This is a genomic window from Mycobacterium scrofulaceum, assembly GCF_002086735.1.
Taxonomy (GTDB): domain Bacteria; phylum Actinomycetota; class Actinomycetes; order Mycobacteriales; family Mycobacteriaceae; genus Mycobacterium; species Mycobacterium scrofulaceum.
The window spans coordinates 46,599-68,584 of record NZ_MVIJ01000016.1 but is presented as its reverse complement, the minus strand read 5'-3'; the positions used below and the strand labels follow the sequence as shown (position 1 = coordinate 68,584).

Here is a 21,986-nt window from a genome sequence, read left to right as displayed (position 1 = left end):
GGCGGGGCACAATGAGTGGGTGACAAACGCGACACCCGGGGGCCGCCTTCGCGTACTGGTGCTGGGCAGCACCGGCTCGATCGGCACCCAGGCGCTGGAGGTCATCGCGGCACACCCCGACCGCTTCGAGGTGGTCGGCCTGGCCGCCGGTGGCGCGAACCTGGAAACGCTGCAACGGCAGCGCGCCGCAACCGGCGTCACCAACATCGCCGTAGCGGACGAACGCGCGGCGCGGATCGTCGACGTCCCTTACCGCGGCCCCGACGCGGTGACCCGCCTGGTCGAGGACACCGAAGCCGACGTCGTCCTCAACGCGCTGGTGGGGGCGCTCGGGCTGCGGCCGACGCTGGCCGCGCTGGCATCGGGCGCCCGGCTGGCGCTGGCCAACAAGGAATCCCTGGTCGCCGGCGGCCCCCTGGTGGTGCGGGCGGCGCGGCCGGGCCAGATCGTGCCCGTCGACTCCGAACACTCCGCGCTGGCCCAATGCCTACGCGGCGGCGCGCCCGGGGAGGTCGCCAAGCTGGTGCTGACCGCATCCGGCGGGCCGTTCCGCGGGTGGTCCGCCGCCCGGCTCGAGGGCGTCACACCGGAACAGGCCGGAGCCCACCCGACGTGGTCGATGGGCCCGATGAACACACTGAACTCGGCGTCGCTGGTCAACAAGGGGCTCGAGCTGATCGAGACGCACCTGCTGTTCGGCATCCCGTACGACCGCATCGAGGTCGTCGTGCACCCACAGTCGATTGTTCACTCGATGGTCACGTTCGTAGACGGCTCGACCATCGCCCAGGCCAGCCCGCCGGACATGAAGTTGCCCATCTCGCTGGCGCTGGGCTGGCCCGATCGGGTCCCGGGCGTGGCGGCGGCGTGCGACTTCAGCACCGCCTCGAGCTGGGAATTCGAGCCGCTGGACAGCGAGGTCTTTCCCGCGGTCGAACTGGCCCGGTATGCCGGCCAGACCGGCGGGTGCATGACCGCCGTCTACAACGCGGCCAACGAAGAGGCGGCGGAGGCGTTCCTGCAACGCCGGATCGGCTTCCCCGTCATCGTCAAAACGGTCGCCGACGTGCTGCACGCCGCAGACCAATGGTCGGTTTCACCCGCTAACGTGGATGAGGTACTAGACGCGCAGCGCTGGGCGCGGGAGCGGGCGCAGCGTGCTCTCGCGGACGCGAGCGCCCACAGAGTCTCCGGAATGGTGTGAGAAAGGTCCTGGCAGCCTGATGATGTTCGTTATCGGCATTGTGCTGTTCGCGCTCGCCATCCTGGTTTCGGTGGCCCTGCACGAGTGCGGCCACATGTGGGTCGCCCGCGCCACCGGCATGAAGGTCCGTCGTTATTTCGTCGGATTCGGGCCGACGCTGTGGTCGACGCGGCGTGGCGAGACCGAGTACGGCCTCAAGGCGGTGCCGCTGGGTGGCTTCTGCGATATCGCCGGGATGACGTCGGTCGAGGAACTGGCGCCCGACGAAGCCGACCGGGCGATGTACAAGCAGGACGTCTGGAAGCGCGTCGCGGTGCTGTTCGCCGGCCCGGCCATGAACTTCGTCATCTGCCTGGTGCTGATCTATGGCATCGCGCTGGTCTGGGGGCTGCCGAACCTGCACCCGCCGACCAGGGCGGTGATCGGCGAAACCGCCTGTGTCGCACCGGAAGTGGCTCCCGGAAAGCTCTCGGAGTGCACCGGCCCCGGTCCGGCCGCGCTGGCCGGCATCCGCGCCGGCGACGTGGTGGTCAAGGTCGGCGATACCCCGGTGTCCACCTTCGACGACATGGCCGCCGCGATCCGCAAGGTGCATGGCACCGTGCCGGTCGTCGTCGAGCGTGGCGGCAAGACGATCACCACCTCCGTCGACGTCACGCCCACCCAGCGCTTCCTGAGCGGTGGGCAGGGCGGTCAGGCGACACCGTCGACGGTCGGCGCGATCGGCGTCGCCGCCGTCAAGCTCGCGCCGACGCACTACGGGGTGCTCTCCGCGGTGCCGGCCACCTTCGCGTTCACCGGCGACCTGACCGGCGAGGTGGGCATGGCGCTGGTCACCATCCCCACCAAGGTGGGGGCGCTGGTGCACGCGATCGGCGGCGGGCAGCGCGACCCGCAGACCCCGATGAGCGTGGTCGGCGCCAGCATCATCGGCGGCGACACCGTCGACCACGGGCTGTGGGTGGCGTTCTGGTTCTTCCTGGCTCAGCTGAACCTCATCCTGGGCGCGATCAACCTGGTGCCGCTGCTGCCCTTCGACGGCGGCCACATCGCGATCGCGGTGTTCGAGAAGATCCGCAACCTCGTCCGGTCCGCCCGCGGCATGGTCGCGGCCGCACCGGTGAACTACCTCAAGTTGATGCCCGCCACGTACGTGGTGCTGGTGTTCGTCGTCGGCTACATGCTGCTGACCGTGACCGCTGATCTGGTCAATCCGATCAGGCTCTTCCAATAGTTAGGGAATCAAGACAGTGACTGTTGGCCTGGGCATGCCGGACGCTCCGGCGCCCACGCTCGCCCCCCGGCGCCCGACGCGCCAACTGATGGTCCGCGACGTCGGGGTGGGTAGCGACTATCCGATTTCGGTGCAATCCATGTGCACCACCAAGACCCACGACGTCAACACGACGCTGCAGCAGATCGCGGAACTGACCGCCGCCGGCTGCGACATCGTCCGGGTGGCCTGCCCGCGTCAGGAGGACGCCGACGCGCTCGCCGAGATCGCGCGGCACAGCCAGATCCCGGTGATCGCCGACATCCACTTCCAGCCGAAGTACATCTTCGCCGCCATCGACGCGGGGTGCGCCGCGGTGCGCGTGAACCCCGGCAACATCAAGGAATTCGACGGCCGGGTCGGCGAGGTGGCCAAGGCCGCCGCCGCGGCCGGGATTCCGATCCGCATCGGCGTCAACGCCGGCTCGCTGGACAAGCGGTTCATGGAGAAGTACGGCAAGGCCACGCCGGAGGCGCTGGTCGAGTCCGCGCTGTGGGAGGCGTCGCTGTTCGAGGAGCACGGCTTCGGCAACATCAAGATCAGCGTCAAGCACAACGACCCCGTCGTGATGGTCGCCGCCTACGAGCAGCTGGCCGCCCAGTGCGACTACCCGCTGCACCTCGGCGTCACCGAGGCCGGCCCGGCGTTCCAGGGCACCATCAAGTCCGCGGTGGCCTTCGGCGCGTTGCTGTCGCGGGGGATCGGGGACACCATCCGGGTGTCCTTGTCCGCGCCGCCGGTCGAAGAGGTCAAGGTCGGCATCCAGATTCTCGAGTCGCTGAACCTGCGGCCGCGCGGGCTGGAGATCGTGTCCTGCCCGTCCTGCGGTCGCGCGCAGGTCGACGTGTACACCCTGGCCAACGCGGTCACCGCCGGGCTGGACGGGCTCGACGTGCCGCTGCGGGTCGCCGTGATGGGGTGCGTGGTGAACGGCCCGGGGGAGGCGCGCGAGGCCGATCTGGGTGTGGCGTCGGGAAATGGCAAGGGGCAGATCTTCGTTCGCGGCGAGGTGATCAAGACCGTGCCGGAAGCCCAGATCGTGGAGACGCTGATCGAGGAGGCCATGCGGCTGGCCTCGGAGATGGGGACCGATCACGGTCCTGACACAACATCCAGCGGTTCGCCGATCGTGACCGTAAGCTGATGGGGGCCGGTTCCCTCTTGCAAGTCCTTTAGTTCGCAACACAGAGAGTTCGTCAGATGTCGGCTCCGCCCCTCTTCCGCCTTGTCGGTGAGCGACGGGTGTCCGTGGTGCGCGACGCCGCTGCCGTCTGGCGCGTGTTCGACGAGGATCCCGTCGGGTCGTGCATGGTGGCGGCCCGGGTGGCGGATCACGGCATCGAACCCAACTCCATCGGTGGGGAGCTGTGGACTCTGCGCGGCGCGCAGGAGTCGCTGTGCTTCGCCGGCGCCAACCTGATCCCGCTGCGCGGCGCGCCGGAGGACATGGACGCCTTCGCCGACGAGGCGATGAGCGGGGCGCGCCGATGTTCTTCGCTGGTCGGCCGGGCCGACCTGGTGATGCGGATGTGGGAGCGGCTCGAGTCGGCGTGGGGCCCGGCGCGAGACGTGCGCGACCACCAGCCGCTGCTGGCGCTGTCACGCCACCCCGACTGCGAGATCGACCCCGGAGTGCGCCAGGTCCGGCCGGACGAGCTGGACGCCTATCTGGTGGCCGCCGTGGACATGTTCATCGGCGAGGTCGGCGTCGACCCCCGGATCGGTGACGGCGGTCGGGGATACCGGCGGCGGGTGGCCAGCCTGATCGCGGCCGGCCGCGCCTGGGCGCGCTTCGAGCAGGGCCAGGTCGTCTTCAAGGCCGAAGTCGGCTCGCAGTCGCCGCGCGTCGGCCAGATCCAAGGGGTGTGGGTGCACCCCGAGTGGCGCGGGCTGGGCCTGGGCACCGCCGGCACCGCGACGGTGGCCGCCGTGGTCGTCGGGAGCGGGCGCACCGCCAGTCTCTACGTGAACAGCTTCAACACGGTGGCCCGCGCCGCCTACGCCCGCGTGGGCTTCGCCGAGGTGGGCAACTTCGCGACCGTGCTGCTGGACTAACGCGCCCGCGCGCCCGGCTGGCCGGGCGCTGGGCGGCGAACGCGCGGCTGGCCGGGCGCTCGGGCGATCGCCGGCGTGGATCACGATCCGATCTCGGTGTGTCGATACCCATGCGGCAGCCATACTTCATAACATCTGTACCAATGGTCACAAAAACCCCACTGGTCATGGCTGCCTCAGGGCTGTTGCTCCTCGCGGCGATCGCGCTGTCCGGCTGCACGCCGCGACCCGACGGTCCTGGCCCGGCCGCCGAGAAGTTCTTCGGCGCCCTGGCCGTCGGCGACACCGCGACGGCCGCGCAGCTGACCGACAGCCCCAACGACGCCCGCGAAGCGCTCAACGCGGCATGGGCGGGGCTGCAGGCCAGTCACCTCGACACGCAGATCCTCAACGCCAAGTACGCCGAGGACACCGGCACCGTCGGCTACCGCTTCAGCTGGCGCCTACCCAAGAACCGGACGTGGACCTACGACGGGCAGCTGAAAATGGCGCGCGACGAGGGGCGCTGGCAGGTCCGGTGGACCAGCACCGGCCTGCACCCCAAGCTGGGCGAACATCAGACGTTCGCGTTGCGGGCCGACGCGCCGCGGCGTGCGTCGGTAAACGAGCTCGGCGGCAGCGACGTGCTGGTGCCGGGTTACCTGTACCACTACACGCTGGACGCCACCCAGGCCGGATCCGGGACCGCCCTGATCGGGACGGCGCACGCGATCGTCGACGTCCTGCACCCGTTCAACGGCGTGCTGAACGACCCGCAGTTGCTCGCCGAGCAGGCCAGCTCGGCGACCCAGCCGGTGGACCTGGTGACGCTGCATCCCGACGACAACGACAAGGTCTTCCCGGCCATCGGCCGGCTGCCCGGCGTCGTGGTGACCCCCCAGCCCGAGATGCTGCCGACCGACCCGCATTTCGCGTCCGCGGTGGTGACCGAGGTGAAGAAGGCCGTCGCCGACCAGCTCGACGGCGAGCCGGGCTGGCGGGTGGTCAGCGTCAACCAGAACGGTGTCGAAGTCGAAGTCCTGCACGAGGTGCCGGGGTCACCGGCGCCGTCGATCTCCATCACGCTGGACCGGGTGGTGCAGAACGCGGCCCAGCGCGCGGTGGACACCCGCGGCGGCAAGGCGATGATGGTCGTGATCAAGCCGTCGACCGGCGAGATCCTGGCGATCGCGCAGAACGGGGGCGCCGACGCCGACGGCCTGATCGCCACCACCGGCCTGTTCCCGCCCGGGTCGACGTTCAAGATGGTGACCGCGGGCGCGGCTGTCGACCGCGACATGGCGACCCCCAACACCATGCTGGGCTGCCCGGGCCATCTCGATATCGGGCACCGCACCATCCCCAACTACGGTGGCTTCGACCTCGGGGTGGTGCCGATGTCGCGGGCGTTCGCCAGCTCCTGCAACACCACGTTCGCCGAGCTCAGCAGCAAGATGCCGCCGCGCGGTCTGACGCAGGCGGCCAGCCGGTACGGAATCGGGCTGGACTATGACGTGGACGGCATCACCACGGTGACCGGGTCAGTGCCCCCGACGGTGGATCTCGCCGAGCGCACCGAAGACGGCTTCGGCCAGGGCAAGGTGCTGGCCAGCCCGTTCGGCATGGCCCTGGTGGCGGCGACCGTCGCGGCCGGCAAGACCCCGACGCCGCAGCTCATCGCGGGCCGGCCGACCGCGGTTCAGGGCGACACCACCCCGATCAGCCCGAAGATGGTGGACGCCCTGCGGCCGATGATGCGGCTGGTGGTGACCAACGGGACCGCCAAGGAGATCGCCGGCTGCGGCGCGGTCTACGGGAAGACCGGTGAGGCCGAGTTCCCGGGCGGATCGCATTCCTGGTTCGCCGGCTACCGCGGCGACCTGGCCTTCGCCTCGCTGATCGTCGGGGGCGGCAGCTCGGAGTACGCGGTCCGGATGACCAAGGTGATGTTCGAGTCGCTGCCGCCGGACTTCCTCGCCTAGCGCCACTCGCAAGCGCGGGGCCGCTTCAGCGGTAAATTGCGAACATGACGGATATCGGCGGCGACATGGTTGCGCTGCGGATCTCGGACGCCGACCGCAACGGCACGATGCGGCGACTACACAATGCCGTCGCGCTCGGGCTGATCGATATCGAGGAGTTCGAGCAGCGCTCGTCGCAGGTGTCCTACGCGCGCACCAGGGGAGAGCTGGACGGGCTCGTCGGTGACCTGCCCGGGCCGGGCGCGATCGTCACCTCGGCGGCCGATCGGGTCGAGCTGCGCGGCTGGGCCGGTTCACTCAAACGGCGGGGGGAGTGGACGGTACCCACCCGCCTGGCGCTGGTGCGCCGGCTGGGCTCGATCGAACTCGACCTCACCAAGGCCCGGTTCGCGGGCCCGGTGGTGGTCATCGAACTCGACATGCGGTTCGGATCGGTGGAGATCAGGCTGCCCGACGGCGCCAGCGCGTCGATCGACGACGTGGAGGTCTATGTGGGCAGCGCCAGCGATCGCCGCAAGGATGCGCCCGGCGAAGGCCGCCCGCACGTCGTGCTGACCGGACGGGTGGTGTGCGGCTCGGTGATCATCCGGGGCCCGCGGCGCTCGTTGATCCGCGGCCGGGTGAACCTGGTACGCCGGCCCTGAGCCCGCAGAAGAAGCGGCCCCCGAATCTATCGGCTGGGCGACGGCGCCGCCCGGTGAGCGTCGCTAAGCTGGCCCCATGCCCGCTCGCACCGCGCTTGCCCCCGGAGAGTTGTCCCCGACTCTGCCGGTGCCCAGTCGCATCCCCCGTCCGGAATACGCCTGGAAGTCAAGCGTTCGCGAGGGCAGCGAGCCGTGGGTGCAGACACCGGAGGTGATCGAGAAAATGCGCGTCGCCGGCCGGATCGCGGCCGGCGCGCTGGCCGAGGCGGGCAAAGCGGTCGCGCCCGGGGTGACGACGGACGAGCTGGACCGGATCGCCCACGAGTACATGGTCGACCACGGTGCCTACCCGTCGACGCTGGGCTACAAAGGCTTTCCGAAGTCGTGCTGCACGTCGCTGAACGAGGTCATCTGCCACGGCATTCCGGACTCCACCGTGATCGAAGACGGGGACATCGTCAACGTCGACGTCACCGCCTACATCGACGGCGTGCACGGCGACACCAACGCGACCTTCCTGGCCGGCAACGTCGCGGAGGAGCACCGGCTGCTCGTCGAGCGGACCCGGGAGGCGACGATGCGCGCGATCAACGCCGTCAAGCCGGGGCGGGCGCTCTCGGTGGTCGGCCGCGTCATCGAGGCGTACGCGAACCGGTTCGGCTACAACGTGGTTCGCGACTTCACCGGGCACGGCATCGGCACCACGTTCCACAACGGCTTGGTCGTGCTGCACTACGACCAGCCCTCGGTCACCACGATCATGCAGCCCGGGATGACGTTCACCATCGAACCGATGATCAACCTCGGCGGCCTGGACTACGAGATCTGGGACGACGGCTGGACGGTGGTCACCAAGGACCGCAAGTGGACCGCGCAGTTCGAGCACACCCTGCTGGTCACCGACACCGGCGTCGAGATCCTGACGCTGCCGTGACGCTGCTCCCGCGAGCAGTCGCAAAATCGCATGATTCGGCCCGAAAGAGTGCGATTTTGCGACTGGTGGCCGGGCGGGGCCCGGCGAACACCGCTATAGGATGAGCGGCGCGCTGCTGGTCGCCGGCACCAGCTCCGACGCCGGCAAGTCGGTGGTGGTCGCGGGCCTGTGCCGGTTGCTGGCACGGCGCGGCATCCGGGTAGCCCCGTTCAAGGCGCAGAACATGTCCAACAATTCGGTGGTCACCGTCGAGGGCGGCGAGATCGGGCGGGCCCAGGCGCTACAGGCCCGGGCGGCCGGGCTGCAGCCCAGCGTGCGGTTCAACCCGATCCTGCTCAAACCGGGCAGCGACCGGACGTCGCAGCTGGTGATCCGGGGCCAGCTCGCCGAATCAGTCACGGCGGCAAGCTATGTGCGGCACCGCGACCGACTCGCGGGGATCGTCGCGGACGAATTATCCTCCCTGCGTGACGAATTCGATGCCGTCATCTGTGAGGGGGCCGGTTCGCCCGCCGAAATCAACTTGCGAGCGACGGATTTGGCCAACATGGGCCTGGCCAGGGCGGCGAACCTGCCGGTGATCCTGGTCGGCGACATCGACCGCGGCGGGCTGCTGGCCCATCTTTTCGGGACGGTCGCGGTGCTCGAGCCCGACGACCAAGCGCTGATCGCCGGCTTCGTCGTCAACAAATTCCGTGGCGACCCCGCGCTGCTGGCACCCGGACTGCGGCAGTTGCATGCGATGACGGGCCGCCCGACCTACGGGGTGCTGCCCCACGCGGACGAGCTGTGGCTCGACGCCGAGGATTCGTTGTCGGTGGTGGCGAGCCGCGTCGTCGGCGCCCCGGCACCACCGCGCGGGAGCGAGTGGTTGCGGGTGGCCGCGATCCGGCTGCCGCGGATCTCCAACTCCACCGACGTGGAGGCGCTGGCGTGCGAACCGGGTGTCATGGTGCGCTGGAGCGCCGACCCCGCCGACCTGGCCGACACCGACCTGGTCGTGATCCCCGGCAGCAAATCGACCGTCGCCGACCTGGCCTGGCTGCGCGATCGTGGTCTGGCCGGCGCGATCACCGCGCACGCCGCGGCCGGCAAGCCGGTGCTGGGCATCTGCGGGGGCTTTCAGATGCTGTGCCGGCGCATCGACGACACCGTCGAATCCGGGGCCGGCGAAGTCGCCGCGCTGGGGTTGCTGGACGCCGATATCACGTTCGGCGAGACCAAAGTTCTCCGCCGGTGGCCACGGCCGGTCGCCGGGTACGAAATCCATCACGGCCGGGTGTCGCGGTGTGCGGAGGAGAGTTGGTTCGGCGCGGAGGGCGGGCGCGACTGCCAGCCGCACGGCCTTCGGCGCGGCGCGGTGTTCGGTACGCACTGGCACGGCCTGCTCGACAACGACGACTTCCGGCGCGCATGGCTCACCCGGGTCGCGGCCGCGGCCGGCCGCGCCGGGTTCGTGGCCGCCGACACCGACGTCGCCGCGCGACGCGACGCGCAGTTGGACGTGATCGCCGATCTGCTGACTTCGCATCTCGACGTCGACGCCGTCCTCGGCCTGCTCGACGGTCCGCCGCCACGCCGGCCGCACATCGCAACGCAGTTGCGGCCGTAGGGCGTTCGCCGGTATGTGCACGTTCGACGGTCGAATTTACGGTGGTGCAAAACCCGTTGCGCGCGCACAGGATTCAAGATTTCGTCGCGCGTGCGGGCCGATCGGCTGTAGCGTGCGTAGATGCCCTCCATGATGACCACGCTCGACGGATTCCCCGTCCCGGTAGCCGTGGCCGGTCCGGAGCAGGGCGTCGTGGTCGTCATCCTGGGTGACGAGGAGCGCGCGCCCGCCGCGTACGACGCGGTCTGCGAGCGGCTGCACACGGCTTCGCTGCGGACGGTCGTCATCGGTCTCGACCCGCGCCTGACCCCCAAGTCGGTGGTCGGCATCCTCGACGCACTGGGGATCGGCTGGGCCGTGGTGGTCGGCGACCGCGCCGGCGGCGATTTGGCCTGGGAGTTGGCGGCGACCAAGCTGGGCCGGTTCGTCGGCCTGGTGGTGATCGACCGCGGCCATCCGCGGGCGGTGGACCGCGACGGCGTGGTGCGTGACGAACACTGTCCGCCGGTGGAGATCGGCACCACCGTCCTGGTCAGCTCGCCGGCCGCACGGGCGGTGGCACGCGCCAGCCAGCAGTACGTCTACGCGGAATACCGTGTGGTGCACCTGGGGCGGCGCACGGTGCAGGAGTCGACGGCACAGCTGGCCGCCGAGATCGTGTTGCGCACCAGCACCTGGTAGTCCCGGTTGGTGTTTCAAAGCTCAACCGCCGCAATCCGATTGCCGACGCCTCGCGCGCGGCGCTGATCGGCCCGCCGCTGTACCGTGTCCAGCGGAGCCGGAAACCTCCGGCGCCGAGCGGCTGCTCAGCGCGCCGGCCGATGCGCGGGAGCCACGATCGGAAAGGATGCTCGGCTTGTGAACGCCTCTGGGCGCCCGGTGGTGGGCCTGACCTCGTACCTGGAGCGGGTGCAGACCGGGATCTGGGACATCCCGGCGGGCTACCTGCCCGCGGATTACTTCCAGGGCGTCGTCGCTGCCGGCGGGGCCGCGGTGCTGCTACCGCCGCAGCCGGTGCACCCCGAAACCGTCGGCGCGGTGCTCGACAACCTGGACGCGCTGGTGATCACCGGCGGTTACGACGTCGACCCCGCCGCATATGGCCAGCAGCCGCATCCGAGCACCGACCAGCCGCGACCGGATCGCGACGCCTGGGAATTCGCCTTGCTGCGCGGGGCGCTGGACCGCTGCCTGCCGGTGCTGGGCATCTGTCGCGGCGCGCAGGTGCTCAACGTGGCGCTCGGCGGCACCCTGCACCAGCACCTGCCCGACGTGCTCGGGCACGACGGGCACCGGGCCGGCAACGGGGTGTTCACCAGGTTGCCGGTGCGCACCGCGGCGGGCAGCCGGCTGGCCGCGCTGGTCGGGGAGTCCACCGCCGCGCCGTGCTACCACCATCAGGCGATCGACAAAGTCGGCGAGGGACTGATGGTCAGCGCCTGGGGCCCCGACGGTGTGGTCGAGGCGCTGGAGCTGCCCGGCGCACCGTTTGTGCTTGCGGTGCAATGGCATCCGGAGCAATCCCTCGACGACGTGCGCCTCTTCGCGGCGATCGTCGACGCCGCGCGGTCGTATGCCGCGGGCGCGCGCTGAGTCGGCTACGCGACCGTCCCGCGATAGACGGCCATGGGCACCGCGGCCGCCGACCAGCCCGGCGGTACCGACAACGCGCCGAGCGAGGTTGCGCGGCCGACGCGCACCGAGATCGCGGCGCCGCGAACACCGTGCCGGTCGGGCACAAGGCAGCGCAGCGCCGCCGCCTTGTTCAGCGCGTTCAGGTAGGCGATCGCGACACCGGACGGCGCCGTGAGTGAGCTCAGCTTCGACAGCGGGCAGGTGGCCGCCGCGAGGGAGACGTCGAATGTGGCCAGCGGCGAACGGGACAGCGCGCGCAGCGCGCCGGGTGCGGCGGAGATGAGCCGACTTCCGGCCGAGACGATCTCCGGCGCCGACCTCGAGGCGCACGCGTCCCGGCTCGCGCCGCCGGGCGGCAACGCGAACGGCGCCAGGACCGCGGCGCCGGCCGATGCCCCGGCGTAGGCGTGCATGGCCGCGGCGTCCTGGGCCCACATCCGTTCGTAGTCGGCCTCGGTGTCGGCGATTGCCGGGCCGGCCAGACCGAGTGGGTCCGCGAGGATGAGCGATTGTCGCTGCGCGCGGTTGGCGCCGATGGTCTCGGGCGGCACCGTGGCCCCCAGCGCCGCGCCGTGCGCGCTTACCGCGGCGGCAGCCTGCGTGGCCGCCTGCTCGGCCCGGATCGCGGTGTCGGTGAGCCAGTCGATGTAGGCCGCCGCGCGCTCGGGGGCGGGGGTGCGGCCCTCGCAGCTGGCCAGCAGCTTCGCCGTCACCGCCCGGTAGTCGGCGACCGCGGTGTGCAGCCGGGTGGCCAGGCGGGCCCACGCCGTCGCGGCCCCGGCCAGCGACTCCGAACCGGGGCCGGTATGCAGCTGGCCGGAAATGATTTCGGGGGGAAGCGTCGTGAAATTCATAGCTATCTCTGCCTAACGACGGCCGGCTTCGGCCGTGCTGAGAACGGGACTCTTCTGTTGGACGTAGGCGCGGGGGTTACAGGCCCACCTGCAACGGCGGCAGTGCGGATACGGCGGTTGCCGCGGGGGAGTGAGCCCTCAGCAGCGGGCGACGCGGAGCCGCGTCAACAGATCCCCGTCCGGCGGGATCATCTCGGGCATCCGCGACGGCGCCCGGGGCAGCCGAAATATCGCGGCCTCGAACGAAGCCGGTAAGGGCGATCCGATCGACGGCGGCGACGAGCGGGCCCACGTCGGCGGCCGATCCTGGGTCATCCACGGGGTCTTGGTGGACTTGTGATGTGTCGGCGCGGACCCGGCGGAAAAGTTCGGGGCGCCGGGGCAGGCGTTGTGCGCTTGGACCGGCGCCGCATTCACCGCTGCGTGCACGGCCCGCGGGGACGCGGCGCGCTCCAGGCCGGCGACCGCTCTTCCGTGCGACGCCCAACCCGCGGTGACCGCGCAGAACAGCCCGAGGACCGCGGCGACCGCGATGGCTGACCGCCATCGTCGAGTCCCGTGGGCGTTTCCGACTGTCACAGTGGCCCGAATTTACAACACGAGGCTGGGCCGGCAAGCCGTGTGAGCTGTGAGAACGGTCAAAGTCCGGTGTGCGTTCGCGGGCCAACTAGCGGGCGGTGGCAGGGGAGTTGAATGCGATGAGCGGGATGGCCATTTCGGCGGGTGTCGCCGCGCCGTGAAAGCCTACGAGGCGAGCCGTTTCCGGTGGCTCGTGCCCGGTCGCCAGCACGGCGGTGTCGCCGGTGCAGACGGCGACGACGTCGCCGATCCGGGCCAGGTGGGCCGGGTGGACCGGTCCGAACATGCCGGTGGCCACCGCCTGCTCGCGGCTGTAGACGTGGGCCCTGCCGTCGAGTACCTCGGTCCAGGCGGCCTGGACGTCCGCCGCCGCACCGGGCTCGGTGTGCAGGTAGCGCACCCGCGGCTCGCCGGCGACGACGCGGACCCCCGCGGCCAGCCGCGGGTCGGTGTCGAGGTCGACCCGCGCGTCCGGCGGGACGTTGAAACCGCCGTGGTCGGCGGTCACCAGCAGCGCCGCTCGCGGGGGCAGGGCCTCGACGAGCCGGGTCAGCAGCTCGTCGACCTGGGCCGCCGCCTCGTGCCACCGGGACGATCCGACGCCGAAGGCGTGGGCCGCCGTGTCCAGCGCGGCGGTGTAGCCGTACACCAGGCCCGGCGCCGCCTTCAGCTCGTCGGCCAGTTTCCGCGCGTTGTCGTCCGGCGGTTGAATGGGGCGGAACTCCGCGCCCCGATAGGCGGAGTCGGTTAGCCCACTGCCGATGAACGCTGCCGGCAACACGGCGCGCGCGCTGACGCCCGCCCGGTTGAGCCTCCCGAACCACGTCGGCAGCGGCTGCCACTCGCCGTGCGGGGGGTCGTCGCGCCACAGGATGTGGTTGATCACCCGGTCGGTGCCGGGAACGTTGAGCGTGAAGCCCAGGATCCCGTGCTCGCCCGGCTGCGCGCCCGTGCCGAGGGAGACCAGGCTGGTGGGGGTGGTCGAGGGGAAGGTGCAGGTGAGCTCCGTGAGCCGACCGGTCTGCCCCGCGAGCACGGCGGCGAGCAGCGGCGCGCTGCCGGCCAGCTCCGCAAGCAGGTGCCAGCCCAGTCCGTCCACCAGCACCACCGCGACGCGGTCGACCTGATCGGCCCCGCCCAGCCATTCACGCAGCGCCAACTTGTCGACGGCGCCCGGCACGCCGAGGAGCGCGGCGGCGGCGGGCAGCACGTCGCAAAGGGAACCCGGCACCGGGCCAGTCTGGCATGAAATTAGACGCGCGCCAGTCGCTCGCTCGTCACGCGCAGCTGACGGTCGGTTCCCTCGGCGAGCGCGCGGACCTGCCGCGGGGAAAGCCGGCCACACAGCCGCCCCCAGTGCAGCGCAACCTCGTCGCCCACGACCACGTCGGGCACCGCGCTGAACCCGTCGGTCCATACGTCGTAGACGCCGGACGACGGTTCGGACAGCACCAGCGACCCGCCGTCGAGCACCAGCCTGCGGTGCCGCACCTCGATCCGGTCGCGGTCGCGGCCCAGTACGGTCCCCCAGGTGATGCGGCAGTTGTCGAGCACCTCGAGGGGGTGTTCGTCCATGCCCCGGCCCAGAAACCGCGTCCACGGGTACACCCCGAACACGTGAAAGCAGTGGTTGGCGGCGGCCTCGCGGGCCAGCTCCGGCGTCAGATGCGACCAGTAGCGGCCCGCCTGCGGGCCGATGATCGCCAGTAACGCCTCGAGGAAGGCCGGCGGGTCCAGGTCGGCGCCGGCGCCGCCGCCCAGCCAGTACGCCTCGACGAGCCGACGGTCCAGCGGGTCGGCGATTCCGGTGAGCGCCGACAGCACCCGCAGGTACGGCCACGCCCCGGAGAACCTCGCCGCCGCCCTGCGGACGTCCTCGATCGTGCCGTCGCGCAGGGTGGCTCCCAGCGGGGGACCGCAAAAGCCCAGCGCGTTGGGCGCATAGGCGTAGCGCGCGAACATCGCGACTCCCGCTTGAGGGTCGGCGGTCTCGCCGGTCAAGCGTGCCCCACCAGCTTGACCGCGTCGCGGTGCATGCGCCCGAAGTTGTAGTAGGCCGCGCACGCCCCCTCGGGGGAGACCATGCAGGTGCCGATCGGCGTCTCGGGAGTGCATGCCGTGCCGAAAACCTTGCATTCCCAAGGCTTGAGCACACCCTTGAGCACCTCGCCGCACTGGCAGGCCTTGGGGTCGGCGACGCGCACGCCGGGCATCGCGAACCGCAGCTCGGCATCGAACTCCGCGAAGTCGTCGTGCAGGCGCAGCGCGCTCTGCGAGATGAATCCCAGCCCCCGCCACTCGAAGTGGGGACGCAGCGCGAACACCGTGCCCATCAGGGCCAGCGCGGCGGGATTGCCGTGCTCGGGCACCACGCGCGTGTACTGGTTCTCCACCTCGCAGCGGCCCTCGCGGATCTGCGTCAGCAGCATCGCGACGGCGGCCAGGATGTCCAGCGGCTCGAAACCGGCTACCACCAACGGCTTTCGATACACCTCCGGCACGAACCGGTAGGGGCGGTTGCCCACCACCGTCGACACGTGCCCGGGGCCGATGAACCCCGAAAGCCGCAAGTCGGGTGACTCCAGGATGGCCTTGATGGGCGGGACGATCATCACGTGGTTGCAGAACACGCTGAAGTTGGTCAAGCCAAGGTCGCGCGCCCGCACCAGCGTCACCGCGGTCGACGGCGCGGTGGTCTCGAAACCGATGGCGAAGAACACCACGTGCTTGTCGGGATTGTCGAGCGCGATCTTGAGCGCGTCCAGCGGCGAATAGACGAACCGCACGTCGGCGCCCTTGGCCTTGGCGTCCAGCAGGCTGCCGTTGGAGCCGGGCACCCGCATCATGTCGCCGAAACACGTGAAGATCACCTCCGGCTGGCCGGCCAGCCACATCGCGTCGTCGATGCGGCCCATCGGGATCACGCAGACCGGACACCCAGGGCCGTGCACCAGCTCGACGTTCTCGGGCAACAGGTGCTCGATGCCGTGCCGGTAGATCGTGTGCGTGTGCCCGCCGCACACCTCCATGAATTTGAACTGCTCACCGTCGGCGCCGGCCAAGCGACCGATGGCGCCCAGCAGCTTCCGCGCCGCGGCCGGATCACGGAACTCGTCTACGAATTTCATTGTGCGCCTTCCCCTAGACTATGGCCGACGAGTCGAAGGCTTGAATCTCGGTGTCGTAGGCGTCGCCGAGTTTCTGGACGGCGGCCAAAGTGAGCAGCGCCTCGGTCTCGTCGATCTTGGCCATCGCGAACCCGACGTGGACCAGCACCCAGTCGTCGGGCTCGGGCATGTCGTCTTCGAGCAACCGGACGCTGATGGTGCGCTGCACGCCGCTGACATCGACCTTCGCCAGATAGTTGGCGGGATCGGTGATTTCGACGATCCGGCCCGGAATTCCAAGACACATCTGCTGCTACTCTCCTTCTTTTCCGCCGAGCGGGTCTAACAGATCCGCGGCAGCGGGTCGCCGACGAGCATGTCGACGATCCGCGTACCGCCGAATCCCGTTCGCAGCACCACGCTTTCGGCTGGTTCTCTGAAGATTTCCCCGACCTCGGCCGCGTCGGCACCCAGCGGGTGCGACCGCAGCGCCGCCAGCCCTGCCTCCGCCTCCTCCGCCGCGACGACGGCGACGAACTTGCCCTCGTTGGCGACGTAGAGCGGGTCGATGCCGAGCAGCTCGCAGGCGCCGTTCACCGTGGGCGCCACGGGAAGCCGCTCCTCTTCGAGCAGCACCCCGAGGCCGCAGGCCTGGGCCAGTTCGTTGCAGACGGTGCCCACCCCGCCCCGCGTCGCGTCGCGCATCCAACGGGTGGACGGCGCGGCCGCCATCAGCATTTCCACCAGCGGGCTGACCGACGCGGTGTCGGAAGCGATGTCGGCCTCGATGGCAAGGTCGCCCCGCGCGAGCATGACCGCCATGCCGTGATCGCCCATCGAACCAGACAGCAGCAGCTTGTCACCGGGCCGCACCGACGCCGCGGACAGCGTGCGTCCGGCGGGGATGATCCCGGTCCCGGCGGTGGTGACGAACATGCCGTCGGCGGCGCCCTTGGGCACCACCTTGGTGTCGCCCGTGACGATCCGCACGCCCGCGTGGGTGGCCGCCGCCGCCATATCGGCGACGATCTCCTTCAACTCGGCGATGGGAAAGCCCTCCTCGAGCACGAACGCCGCCGAGATCCAGGACGGCACGGCGCCGGCCATCGCGAGGTCGTTGCAGGTGCCGTGCACGGCGAGGGCGCCGATGGAGCCGCCGGGAAAGCGCCTGGGCTGCACCACGAACGAGTCGGTGGACATCGCGACGCGCTGCCCGCCCGGCAGCGTCAGGACCGCGCTGTCACCCAGCGACTCCAGCAGCGGGTTGCGGAACGCTTCCACGAACACCGCGTCCACCAGCGCCGCCGACGCCTTGCCGCCGGCGCCGTGCGCCAGCGTCACGTGGTCGTCGAGCAAGCGGGGGCGGCGCCTGCGGAACGATTCGATCCGCTCGATCACCTCGCCCTCGGCGAATCGCGGCCCAGACGAAAGGTATTCACCCGCAGGCTTGTTCATGCCGCCCCCACGCCCTGGCCGCCGCCGAGTTGCTCGTGCACGCTCAGCCACAGCTGATAGCCCAGCAGCGCCTGCGCCTCCTGTATCCGGTGCACGCTTTGCGAGCGAACCACGAAGCAGGCGTCCACATTCGGATTGTTCGCGAATGCGCCGCCGTCGTAGCCGGCGAATCCGATGGTGTACAGGCCGCGCTGGCGTGCCTCGGCCAGCGCGGCAAGCAGGTTGGGCGAGCCGCCGCTGGTCGACATGGCGATCGCCATGTCACCGGCCTTGGCGCGGGCGATCAGCTGCCGGGCGAACACCAGCTCGAAGCCGACGTCGTTGCCCAGCGCGGTCAGGATCGCCTGGTCGGTGGTCAACGGCCACGCGGGCAACGGCTTGCCGACCGGCGGCCGGGCGAACAGCCTCGCCAGTGTGGTGGAATCGGTGCAGCTGCCGCCGTTTCCGAAAGTGAACATCCGCCCGCCCGCCGCGAACCGGCGCGCCAGCTCGGCGGCGGCCCGGTCGAGCAACGCGGCGTTGGCTTCCAGGCTCGAGCGCCGCAGCGCCAGGCTCTCGGCGGCCTTCGCCTCTGCCGACGCGGCCAGGTCGGCCAGCAGCGACCCGGCATCGTCCTCCTGGGCGTCGATGAAGGGGTACAGGAAGTTGGTGGGTTCGTCACCGGCGGGGCTCATCGGCCGTCCTCCTCGTCGTCCAGTCTGCCGATCGCCATGCCGGCGTGCACCAGAATCAGGTCCCCGGCGGCGACGGGGTCGATCAGCGTGGTCACCACGTTCTCGACGCCCCGCGCGGTGCGCACCGTGGCGTGCCCGTCCGCCGACGCCGTCACCGCCTCACCCGGGCGCCCCTCGTCGCTGCAGGTGACGCAAACCGACTCGGGGCGTTCGGGTTTGAGCAGTCCGGGGTGTTCGAAGCAGACGTGCGTCAGCTCCCACAGCAGGTGGTAGAACAGCACGAAGCCTCCCGTCGCGGGCACGCGCGGATCGGGGTCGTCGAGCCACAGCACGTGATCGGCCAGGCCCGCCGCGGGTCGTTCGCCGCTGCCGATCCAGATCGTCGTGGCGCCCCACGCGGGGGCGCGCCGCATCACCGAGCGCACTTGCGCGTCGGCCGCCCCGGACACCGCGACGACGAGGTCGCCCGGCCGCACGGACACCCGAACCAGATCCACCAGGTCGGGACCGGTCAGCGCCACTGCGGGCAGGGCCCGTTTGCCCATGATCACCGGGTGGACGAACTCGACCGCGATGTGCAGCGCGTGCGGTTCCCACGATGGCGCAATGGACCACATGGTGGCGCCGGCCGCGAAGCGTTTGGCGAGAGTCAACGCGGTGGCGGCGAGGTCTTCGGCCAATTCGGCGCCGAGCCCGCGATCGATGGCCGTGGTGGTCATGGTAGGCCCCCCTCCGGCGCGGTCAGCATGGAGATCGCCGCCTGCCCCAGGGCGAGCCCGCCGTCGTTGGGCGGGACGGTCCGGTGGGTGAGCACCTCGAACCCGGCCCGCTGCAACCGGTTTCGACACGATTTGAGCAACAACACGTTCTGGAACACCCCGCCGGTGAGGCCCACCAGCCGGGTGGCGCCGGCCACCTGCCCGACCACCGTGGCGACGGCGTCCGCGACGGCCTCGTGGAAGGCGGCGGCCAGGACCGCGGGTCGCGCGCCGGCGTAGAGCGCCGACACCAGCGTCTGCACCATCGGGGCGGGATCGATCACCCCGTCGGCCCGCACCATAAGGGGCAGGGACGGCAGGGTCTTCGCGTCCGCCGACTCCGCCAGCGCCTCCAGCTCGATGGCGGCCTGGCCTTCGTAGTCGATCCGGTGCCGCACACCGAGCAGCGAGGCGACCGCGTCGAACAGGCGCCCCACGCTCGAGCAGGGCACGCATCCGGTTCCGGTCTCCAATTGCGCACGGGTGACGCGCAATTCGTCGGGGGTCGCCGCCGCGACGGGGGCCAGGTCCGGCGTCCAGTCGATGCCGGCCGACCGCAACTGGGACAGCGCCATCCGCCACGGATTGCGGACCGCCGCGTCGCCGCCGGGCAGGGGCACCGCCAACAGGTGGCCGGCGCGGACGAACCGGTGGCTGTCGCTGCCGAGCCGCAGTATCTCTCCGCCCCAGATGGTCTGGTCGCACCCGTAACCCGTGCCGTCGAAGGCGACGCCGACGATGGGCTCGCCGATGCGGCCGCGCTCGGCCAGCAGCGACACCACGTGGGCGTGGTGATGCTGAACGAGGTCCAGCGGACGACCGTTTGCGCGCCGCTCGGCCCAGTTCCGGGTGTGATATCCGGGGTGCAGGTCAGCGGCCAACCGAGCCGGATCGCCGCGAATCTCGCTGAGCTGGCTCACCGCCCGCTCGAACGCCCGCAGCGTCTCCCAGGTGGCCATGTCACCGATGTGCCCGGACAGGTAGGCGCGCGAGCCATCGGTGAGGCAGAAGGTGTTCTTCAACTCCCCGCCGACGGCCAGCACCGCGGGCCCCGCGATCTTCAAGTCGACCGGCAGCGGCGCGTAGCCACGGGACCGGCGGATCGGCAGTTCGGACCCGGCCCCGGCCCCGTCGTCTTGCACCACGCGCACCACAGAGTCGTCGCACGGGACGTGGATCGGGCGGTCATGGTCCAGGACCGCGTCGCACAGCGCGGGAAGCCGCCGGCGCGCATCGTCGTCGGTGAAGCAGATCGGCTCGTCGGAGCGGTTGGCGCTGGTCAACACCAGCGCGTCGGGCACCGGACCGGCGTACCCGGGAACGGGCGCCAGCAGCAGGTGATGGATCGGGGAATACGGGAGCATCAGCCCCAGCAGCGGGCTGCCCGGCGCGACGGCGTCGGCGACGGGCGCGTGCGGCCGGCGGCGCAACAACACGATTGGGCGGGCGGGACTCAACAGCGCAGCGGCCTCGGTGTCGTCGACGCGGGCGTAGCGGCGCGCGACGCAAAGGTCGCGGACCAGGATGGCAAAGGGCTTGGCGCCACGCGCCTTTCGCGCGCGCAGGGCGTCGACGGCCCCGGCGTCGGTGACGCCGCAGGCCAGGTGGTAGCCGCCGACGCCCTTGACGGCGACCACCGCGCCCGCGGCCAGTGCGCGCTGCGCGGCGCCGAGCGCGGCGTCGGCCCCGTCGATGCGCCCGCCCGCCGACCGGAACCACAGGATCGGCCCGCAGTCGGGGCAGGCGATCGGCTGCGCGTGGAACCGGCGATCCGCCGGGTCGCGGTATTCGGTGGCGCAGCGCTCACACATGGCGAACCCCGACATGGTGGTGCCCGGGCGGTCATAGGGCAGGCCGCGGACGATGGTGAAACGCGGCCCGCAGTTGGTGCAGGTGACGAAGGGGTGGCGGTAGCGCCGGTCACGCGGGTCGAAGAGCTCGGCGACGCAGTCGTCGCAGACCGCGACGTCTGGCGGTATCGGCGTCGTGACGCCGGGGACGGCGCGGCTGGCCACGATCCGGAACTCCCGCCCGCAGCCGGCGTCGTAGGCGACCTCGCTGACGGCGACGTCGCCGACCCGCGCCAGCGGCGGGGCGTCGGCCCGGAGGCGCCGGCCGAATTCGGCTATCCGTGCGCGTTCGCCCTGCACCTCGAGGAAGACGGCGCCGGAATCGTTGCCGACGAAGCCGGACAGGCCCAGCTCGGTCGCGAGGCGGGCCACGAAGGGCCGGAAGCCCACCCCCTGCACGACACCGGTCACGGTGAAGCGCTGCCGAACCCGGGCACAAGCGGGGCCTTGCCGCAGCAGCAGGGGGGACGGGGTCATCTCAGCCGCCCTCCGGGAAATCCGTCGGGTCCGTGTAGCCCCTGCCCATCAGCTGCAGGCCGGCCATCGCCTCGTCGGCCCCCGCACGGTCGGTCTTTTCCACGGCGAAGCCCATGTGGATGATGATCCAGTCGCCGGGTGAGAATGTCTCGTCGGGCAGCATGCCGACGTTGACCCTGCGCTGTTCGCCGGTGACGTCCACCAGGGCGAGCTGCCCCTCGAAGCCGTCCAGCATCCGGATCACCCGGCCCGGGATCCCTAGGCACATGGCTCGGGGTCCTGTCGGCTGGTCGCGGCCGAGTGGGACTGCAGCGCCGCGACGATCTCCTCGACGGCGCGGGCGGCGCGGGGGACCGCCCTGGCCACGGGTTCGGTGAGGCCGATGCCCTCCTCGACGCTGCCGGCCTCGCAACCGACGACGACCGTGTACGGTGGGCTGCCGCCCAGCGCGCGCAGGCTGGCGAACACCGCGGCGGGATCCATGCTGTGACCGTCGAAACCCGTTGCCGCCGAATTCGATTCATGGTCGGCCTGGAAGACGTGTAACGTGCCGGGGCTGCCACGGCTGGGCACCGCGTCGACGAGCACCAGCGTGTCCCAGTCCTCGAGCAGGTCGTAGGCCAGATGCATGCCGCTGATGCCGTAGTCGGTGACCCGGACGCAGGAATTGCCGTTCGGGTCGTCCTGCGCGATCTCGGCGTTGCGGATCACCTCGGATCCGAACCCGTCGTCGCCCAGGAAGATGTTGCCGATGCCCGCTACCAGGATGCGCGCCGTCATCTCCCGGGCCGGCTACATTCGCCTCAGTTTGAGGTAGCGGCGAGCATCGGGCACCGACGCCACCCCCAGCACCAGTCCGATCGCGATCACCAACGCGATGATCGCGACGAATATCCAACCCATGATCTCCATGT

General features: G+C 70.7%; 23 protein-coding genes. 10 read left to right on the top strand and 13 right to left on the bottom strand.

Annotation, left to right across the window (positions count from 1 at the left end; translation table 11 throughout):
• Positions 1–19 precede the first annotated feature (19 nt).
• From dxr to BST44_RS12780, 10 genes are all read left to right on the top strand, one after another.
• Complete coding sequence (dxr, locus tag BST44_RS12825; RefSeq protein WP_083177498.1) at positions 20–1,204, top strand: 1-deoxy-D-xylulose-5-phosphate reductoisomerase; 1,185 nt, start codon at positions 20–22, stop codon at positions 1,202–1,204.
• Positions 1,205–1,223: 19 nt separating this feature from the next.
• On the top strand, positions 1,224–2,438 hold the full coding sequence (locus tag BST44_RS12820) for a M50 family metallopeptidase (protein ID WP_083177497.1): 1,215 nt from the start codon (positions 1,224–1,226) through the stop codon (positions 2,436–2,438).
• A gap of 16 nt (positions 2,439–2,454) precedes the next feature.
• Positions 2,455–3,621, top strand: a complete 1,167-nt coding sequence (ispG, locus tag BST44_RS12815) for a flavodoxin-dependent (E)-4-hydroxy-3-methylbut-2-enyl-diphosphate synthase (RefSeq protein ID WP_083177496.1) — start codon at positions 2,455–2,457, stop codon at positions 3,619–3,621.
• 56 nt (positions 3,622–3,677) lie between these two features.
• Positions 3,678–4,532 carry a GNAT family N-acetyltransferase gene (locus tag BST44_RS12810; protein ID WP_083177495.1) on the top strand — a complete coding sequence of 285 codons (855 nt, stop codon included), beginning with the start codon at positions 3,678–3,680 and terminating at the stop codon, positions 4,530–4,532.
• Positions 4,533–4,675: 143 nt separating this feature from the next.
• Entirely contained in the window at positions 4,676–6,493 is a 1,818-nt protein-coding gene (locus BST44_RS12805; RefSeq protein WP_083177494.1) for a penicillin-binding transpeptidase domain-containing protein, read from the top strand.
• A 44-nt stretch (positions 6,494–6,537) separates the two neighbouring features.
• Positions 6,538–7,137, top strand: a complete 600-nt coding sequence (locus BST44_RS12800; RefSeq protein WP_083177493.1) for a DUF1707 SHOCT-like domain-containing protein — start codon at positions 6,538–6,540, stop codon at positions 7,135–7,137.
• A 76-nt stretch (positions 7,138–7,213) separates the two neighbouring features.
• The gene (gene map, locus BST44_RS12795) at positions 7,214–8,071 is read left to right on the top strand and encodes a type I methionyl aminopeptidase (protein WP_083177492.1); all 858 of its coding nucleotides are present in this window, start codon (positions 7,214–7,216) and stop codon (positions 8,069–8,071) included.
• A gap of 100 nt (positions 8,072–8,171) precedes the next feature.
• On the top strand, positions 8,172–9,683 hold the full coding sequence (locus BST44_RS12790; protein ID WP_083177491.1) for a cobyric acid synthase: 1,512 nt from the start codon (positions 8,172–8,174) through the stop codon (positions 9,681–9,683).
• A gap of 120 nt (positions 9,684–9,803) precedes the next feature.
• On the top strand, positions 9,804–10,364 hold the full coding sequence (locus BST44_RS12785; RefSeq protein ID WP_208619787.1) for an alpha/beta hydrolase: 561 nt from the start codon (positions 9,804–9,806) through the stop codon (positions 10,362–10,364).
• Between the two features lie 156 nt (positions 10,365–10,520).
• Positions 10,521–11,276 (top strand): gamma-glutamyl-gamma-aminobutyrate hydrolase family protein, encoded by a 756-nt coding sequence (locus BST44_RS12780; protein WP_244184806.1) that lies wholly within the window; start codon positions 10,521–10,523, stop codon positions 11,274–11,276.
• 5 nt (positions 11,277–11,281) lie between these two features.
• Here the strand turns inward: BST44_RS12780 and BST44_RS12775 are convergent, their stop codons facing one another.
• The 13 genes from BST44_RS12775 to BST44_RS31685 form a co-directional block, all read right to left on the bottom strand.
• Positions 11,282–12,172: a PPE family protein gene (locus BST44_RS12775; RefSeq protein WP_083177488.1), complete on the bottom strand. Its 891-nt coding sequence runs from the start codon at positions 12,170–12,172 to the stop codon at positions 11,282–11,284.
• A gap of 138 nt (positions 12,173–12,310) precedes the next feature.
• Positions 12,311–12,751, bottom strand: a complete 441-nt coding sequence (locus BST44_RS12770; protein WP_083177487.1) for a hypothetical protein — start codon at positions 12,749–12,751, stop codon at positions 12,311–12,313.
• 88 nt (positions 12,752–12,839) lie between these two features.
• Positions 12,840–13,982, bottom strand: a complete 1,143-nt coding sequence (locus BST44_RS12765) for an alkaline phosphatase family protein (RefSeq protein WP_083177486.1) — start codon at positions 13,980–13,982, stop codon at positions 12,840–12,842.
• 20 nt (positions 13,983–14,002) lie between these two features.
• Positions 14,003–14,752, bottom strand: coding sequence for a DUF6390 family protein (locus BST44_RS12760; protein WP_279628974.1), 750 nt, complete (start codon positions 14,750–14,752; stop codon positions 14,003–14,005).
• Positions 14,749–15,879 (bottom strand): hydrogenase formation protein HypD, encoded by a 1,131-nt coding sequence (hypD, locus tag BST44_RS12755; RefSeq protein WP_083177484.1) that lies wholly within the window; start codon positions 15,877–15,879, stop codon positions 14,749–14,751. The genes BST44_RS12760 and hypD overlap by 4 nt, the downstream gene beginning before the upstream one ends.
• Positions 15,880–15,892: 13 nt before the next feature.
• Entirely contained in the window at positions 15,893–16,165 is a 273-nt protein-coding gene (locus BST44_RS12750; RefSeq protein WP_083177483.1) for a HypC/HybG/HupF family hydrogenase formation chaperone, read from the bottom strand.
• Between the two features lie 35 nt (positions 16,166–16,200).
• Positions 16,201–17,313 (bottom strand): hydrogenase expression/formation protein HypE, encoded by a 1,113-nt coding sequence (gene hypE / locus BST44_RS12745; RefSeq protein ID WP_083177482.1) that lies wholly within the window; start codon positions 17,311–17,313, stop codon positions 16,201–16,203.
• The gene (locus BST44_RS12740) at positions 17,310–17,987 is read right to left on the bottom strand and encodes a D-sedoheptulose-7-phosphate isomerase (protein ID WP_083177481.1); all 678 of its coding nucleotides are present in this window, start codon (positions 17,985–17,987) and stop codon (positions 17,310–17,312) included. The genes hypE and BST44_RS12740 overlap by 4 nt, the downstream gene beginning before the upstream one ends.
• A complete protein-coding gene (locus tag BST44_RS12735; RefSeq protein ID WP_083177480.1) occupies positions 17,984–18,706 on the bottom strand; it encodes a HypC/HybG/HupF family hydrogenase formation chaperone in 723 nt (240 codons plus the stop codon). Before BST44_RS12735 ends, BST44_RS12740 begins: the two co-directional genes overlap by 4 nt.
• A complete protein-coding gene (hypF, locus tag BST44_RS12730; protein ID WP_083177479.1) occupies positions 18,703–21,072 on the bottom strand; it encodes a carbamoyltransferase HypF in 2,370 nt (789 codons plus the stop codon). Before hypF ends, BST44_RS12735 begins: the two co-directional genes overlap by 4 nt.
• 1 nt (position 21,073) lies before the next feature.
• Positions 21,074–21,340, bottom strand: coding sequence for a HypC/HybG/HupF family hydrogenase formation chaperone (locus BST44_RS12725; protein WP_083177478.1), 267 nt, complete (start codon positions 21,338–21,340; stop codon positions 21,074–21,076).
• Positions 21,331–21,852 carry a hydrogenase maturation protease gene (locus BST44_RS12720; protein ID WP_083177477.1) on the bottom strand — a complete coding sequence of 174 codons (522 nt, stop codon included), beginning with the start codon at positions 21,850–21,852 and terminating at the stop codon, positions 21,331–21,333. Before BST44_RS12720 ends, BST44_RS12725 begins: the two co-directional genes overlap by 10 nt.
• Positions 21,853–21,864: 12 nt before the next feature.
• Positions 21,865–21,984, bottom strand: a complete 120-nt coding sequence (locus BST44_RS31685) for a DUF6893 family small protein (RefSeq protein ID WP_439330718.1) — start codon at positions 21,982–21,984, stop codon at positions 21,865–21,867.
• Positions 21,985–21,986: the final 2 nt, after the last annotated feature.

What these genes read in the sequence shown, in the direction of transcription:
- BST44_RS12820 (WP_083177497.1), top strand. Translation starts at nt 1,224, where the DNA reads ATGATGTTCGTTATCGGCATTGTGCTGTTCGCGCTCGCCATCCTGGTT.
- BST44_RS12810 (WP_083177495.1), top strand. Translation starts at nt 3,678, where the DNA reads ATGTCGGCTCCGCCCCTCTTCCGCCTTGTCGGTGAGCGACGGGTGTCC.
- BST44_RS12805 (WP_083177494.1), top strand. Translation starts at nt 4,676, where the DNA reads ATGGTCACAAAAACCCCACTGGTCATGGCTGCCTCAGGGCTGTTGCTC.
- BST44_RS12800 (WP_083177493.1), top strand. Translation starts at nt 6,538, where the DNA reads ATGACGGATATCGGCGGCGACATGGTTGCGCTGCGGATCTCGGACGCC.
- map (WP_083177492.1), top strand. Translation starts at nt 7,214, where the DNA reads ATGCCCGCTCGCACCGCGCTTGCCCCCGGAGAGTTGTCCCCGACTCTG.
- BST44_RS12790 (WP_083177491.1), top strand. Translation starts at nt 8,172, where the DNA reads ATGAGCGGCGCGCTGCTGGTCGCCGGCACCAGCTCCGACGCCGGCAAG.
- BST44_RS12785 (WP_208619787.1), top strand. Translation starts at nt 9,804, where the DNA reads ATGCCCTCCATGATGACCACGCTCGACGGATTCCCCGTCCCGGTAGCC.
- BST44_RS12775 (WP_083177488.1), bottom strand. Translation starts at nt 12,172, where the DNA reads ATGAATTTCACGACGCTTCCCCCCGAAATCATTTCCGGCCAGCTGCAT.
- hypD (WP_083177484.1), bottom strand. Translation starts at nt 15,879, where the DNA reads ATGAAATTCGTAGACGAGTTCCGTGATCCGGCCGCGGCGCGGAAGCTG.
- BST44_RS12750 (WP_083177483.1), bottom strand. Translation starts at nt 16,165, where the DNA reads ATGTGTCTTGGAATTCCGGGCCGGATCGTCGAAATCACCGATCCCGCC.
- hypE (WP_083177482.1), bottom strand. Translation starts at nt 17,313, where the DNA reads ATGAACAAGCCTGCGGGTGAATACCTTTCGTCTGGGCCGCGATTCGCC.
- BST44_RS12740 (WP_083177481.1), bottom strand. Translation starts at nt 17,987, where the DNA reads ATGAGCCCCGCCGGTGACGAACCCACCAACTTCCTGTACCCCTTCATC.
- BST44_RS12735 (WP_083177480.1), bottom strand. Translation starts at nt 18,706, where the DNA reads ATGACCACCACGGCCATCGATCGCGGGCTCGGCGCCGAATTGGCCGAA.
- hypF (WP_083177479.1), bottom strand. Translation starts at nt 21,072, where the DNA reads ATGACCCCGTCCCCCCTGCTGCTGCGGCAAGGCCCCGCTTGTGCCCGG.
- BST44_RS12725 (WP_083177478.1), bottom strand. Translation starts at nt 21,340, where the DNA reads ATGTGCCTAGGGATCCCGGGCCGGGTGATCCGGATGCTGGACGGCTTC.
- BST44_RS12720 (WP_083177477.1), bottom strand. Translation starts at nt 21,852, where the DNA reads ATGACGGCGCGCATCCTGGTAGCGGGCATCGGCAACATCTTCCTGGGC.
- BST44_RS31685 (WP_439330718.1), bottom strand. Translation starts at nt 21,984, where the DNA reads ATGGAGATCATGGGTTGGATATTCGTCGCGATCATCGCGTTGGTGATC.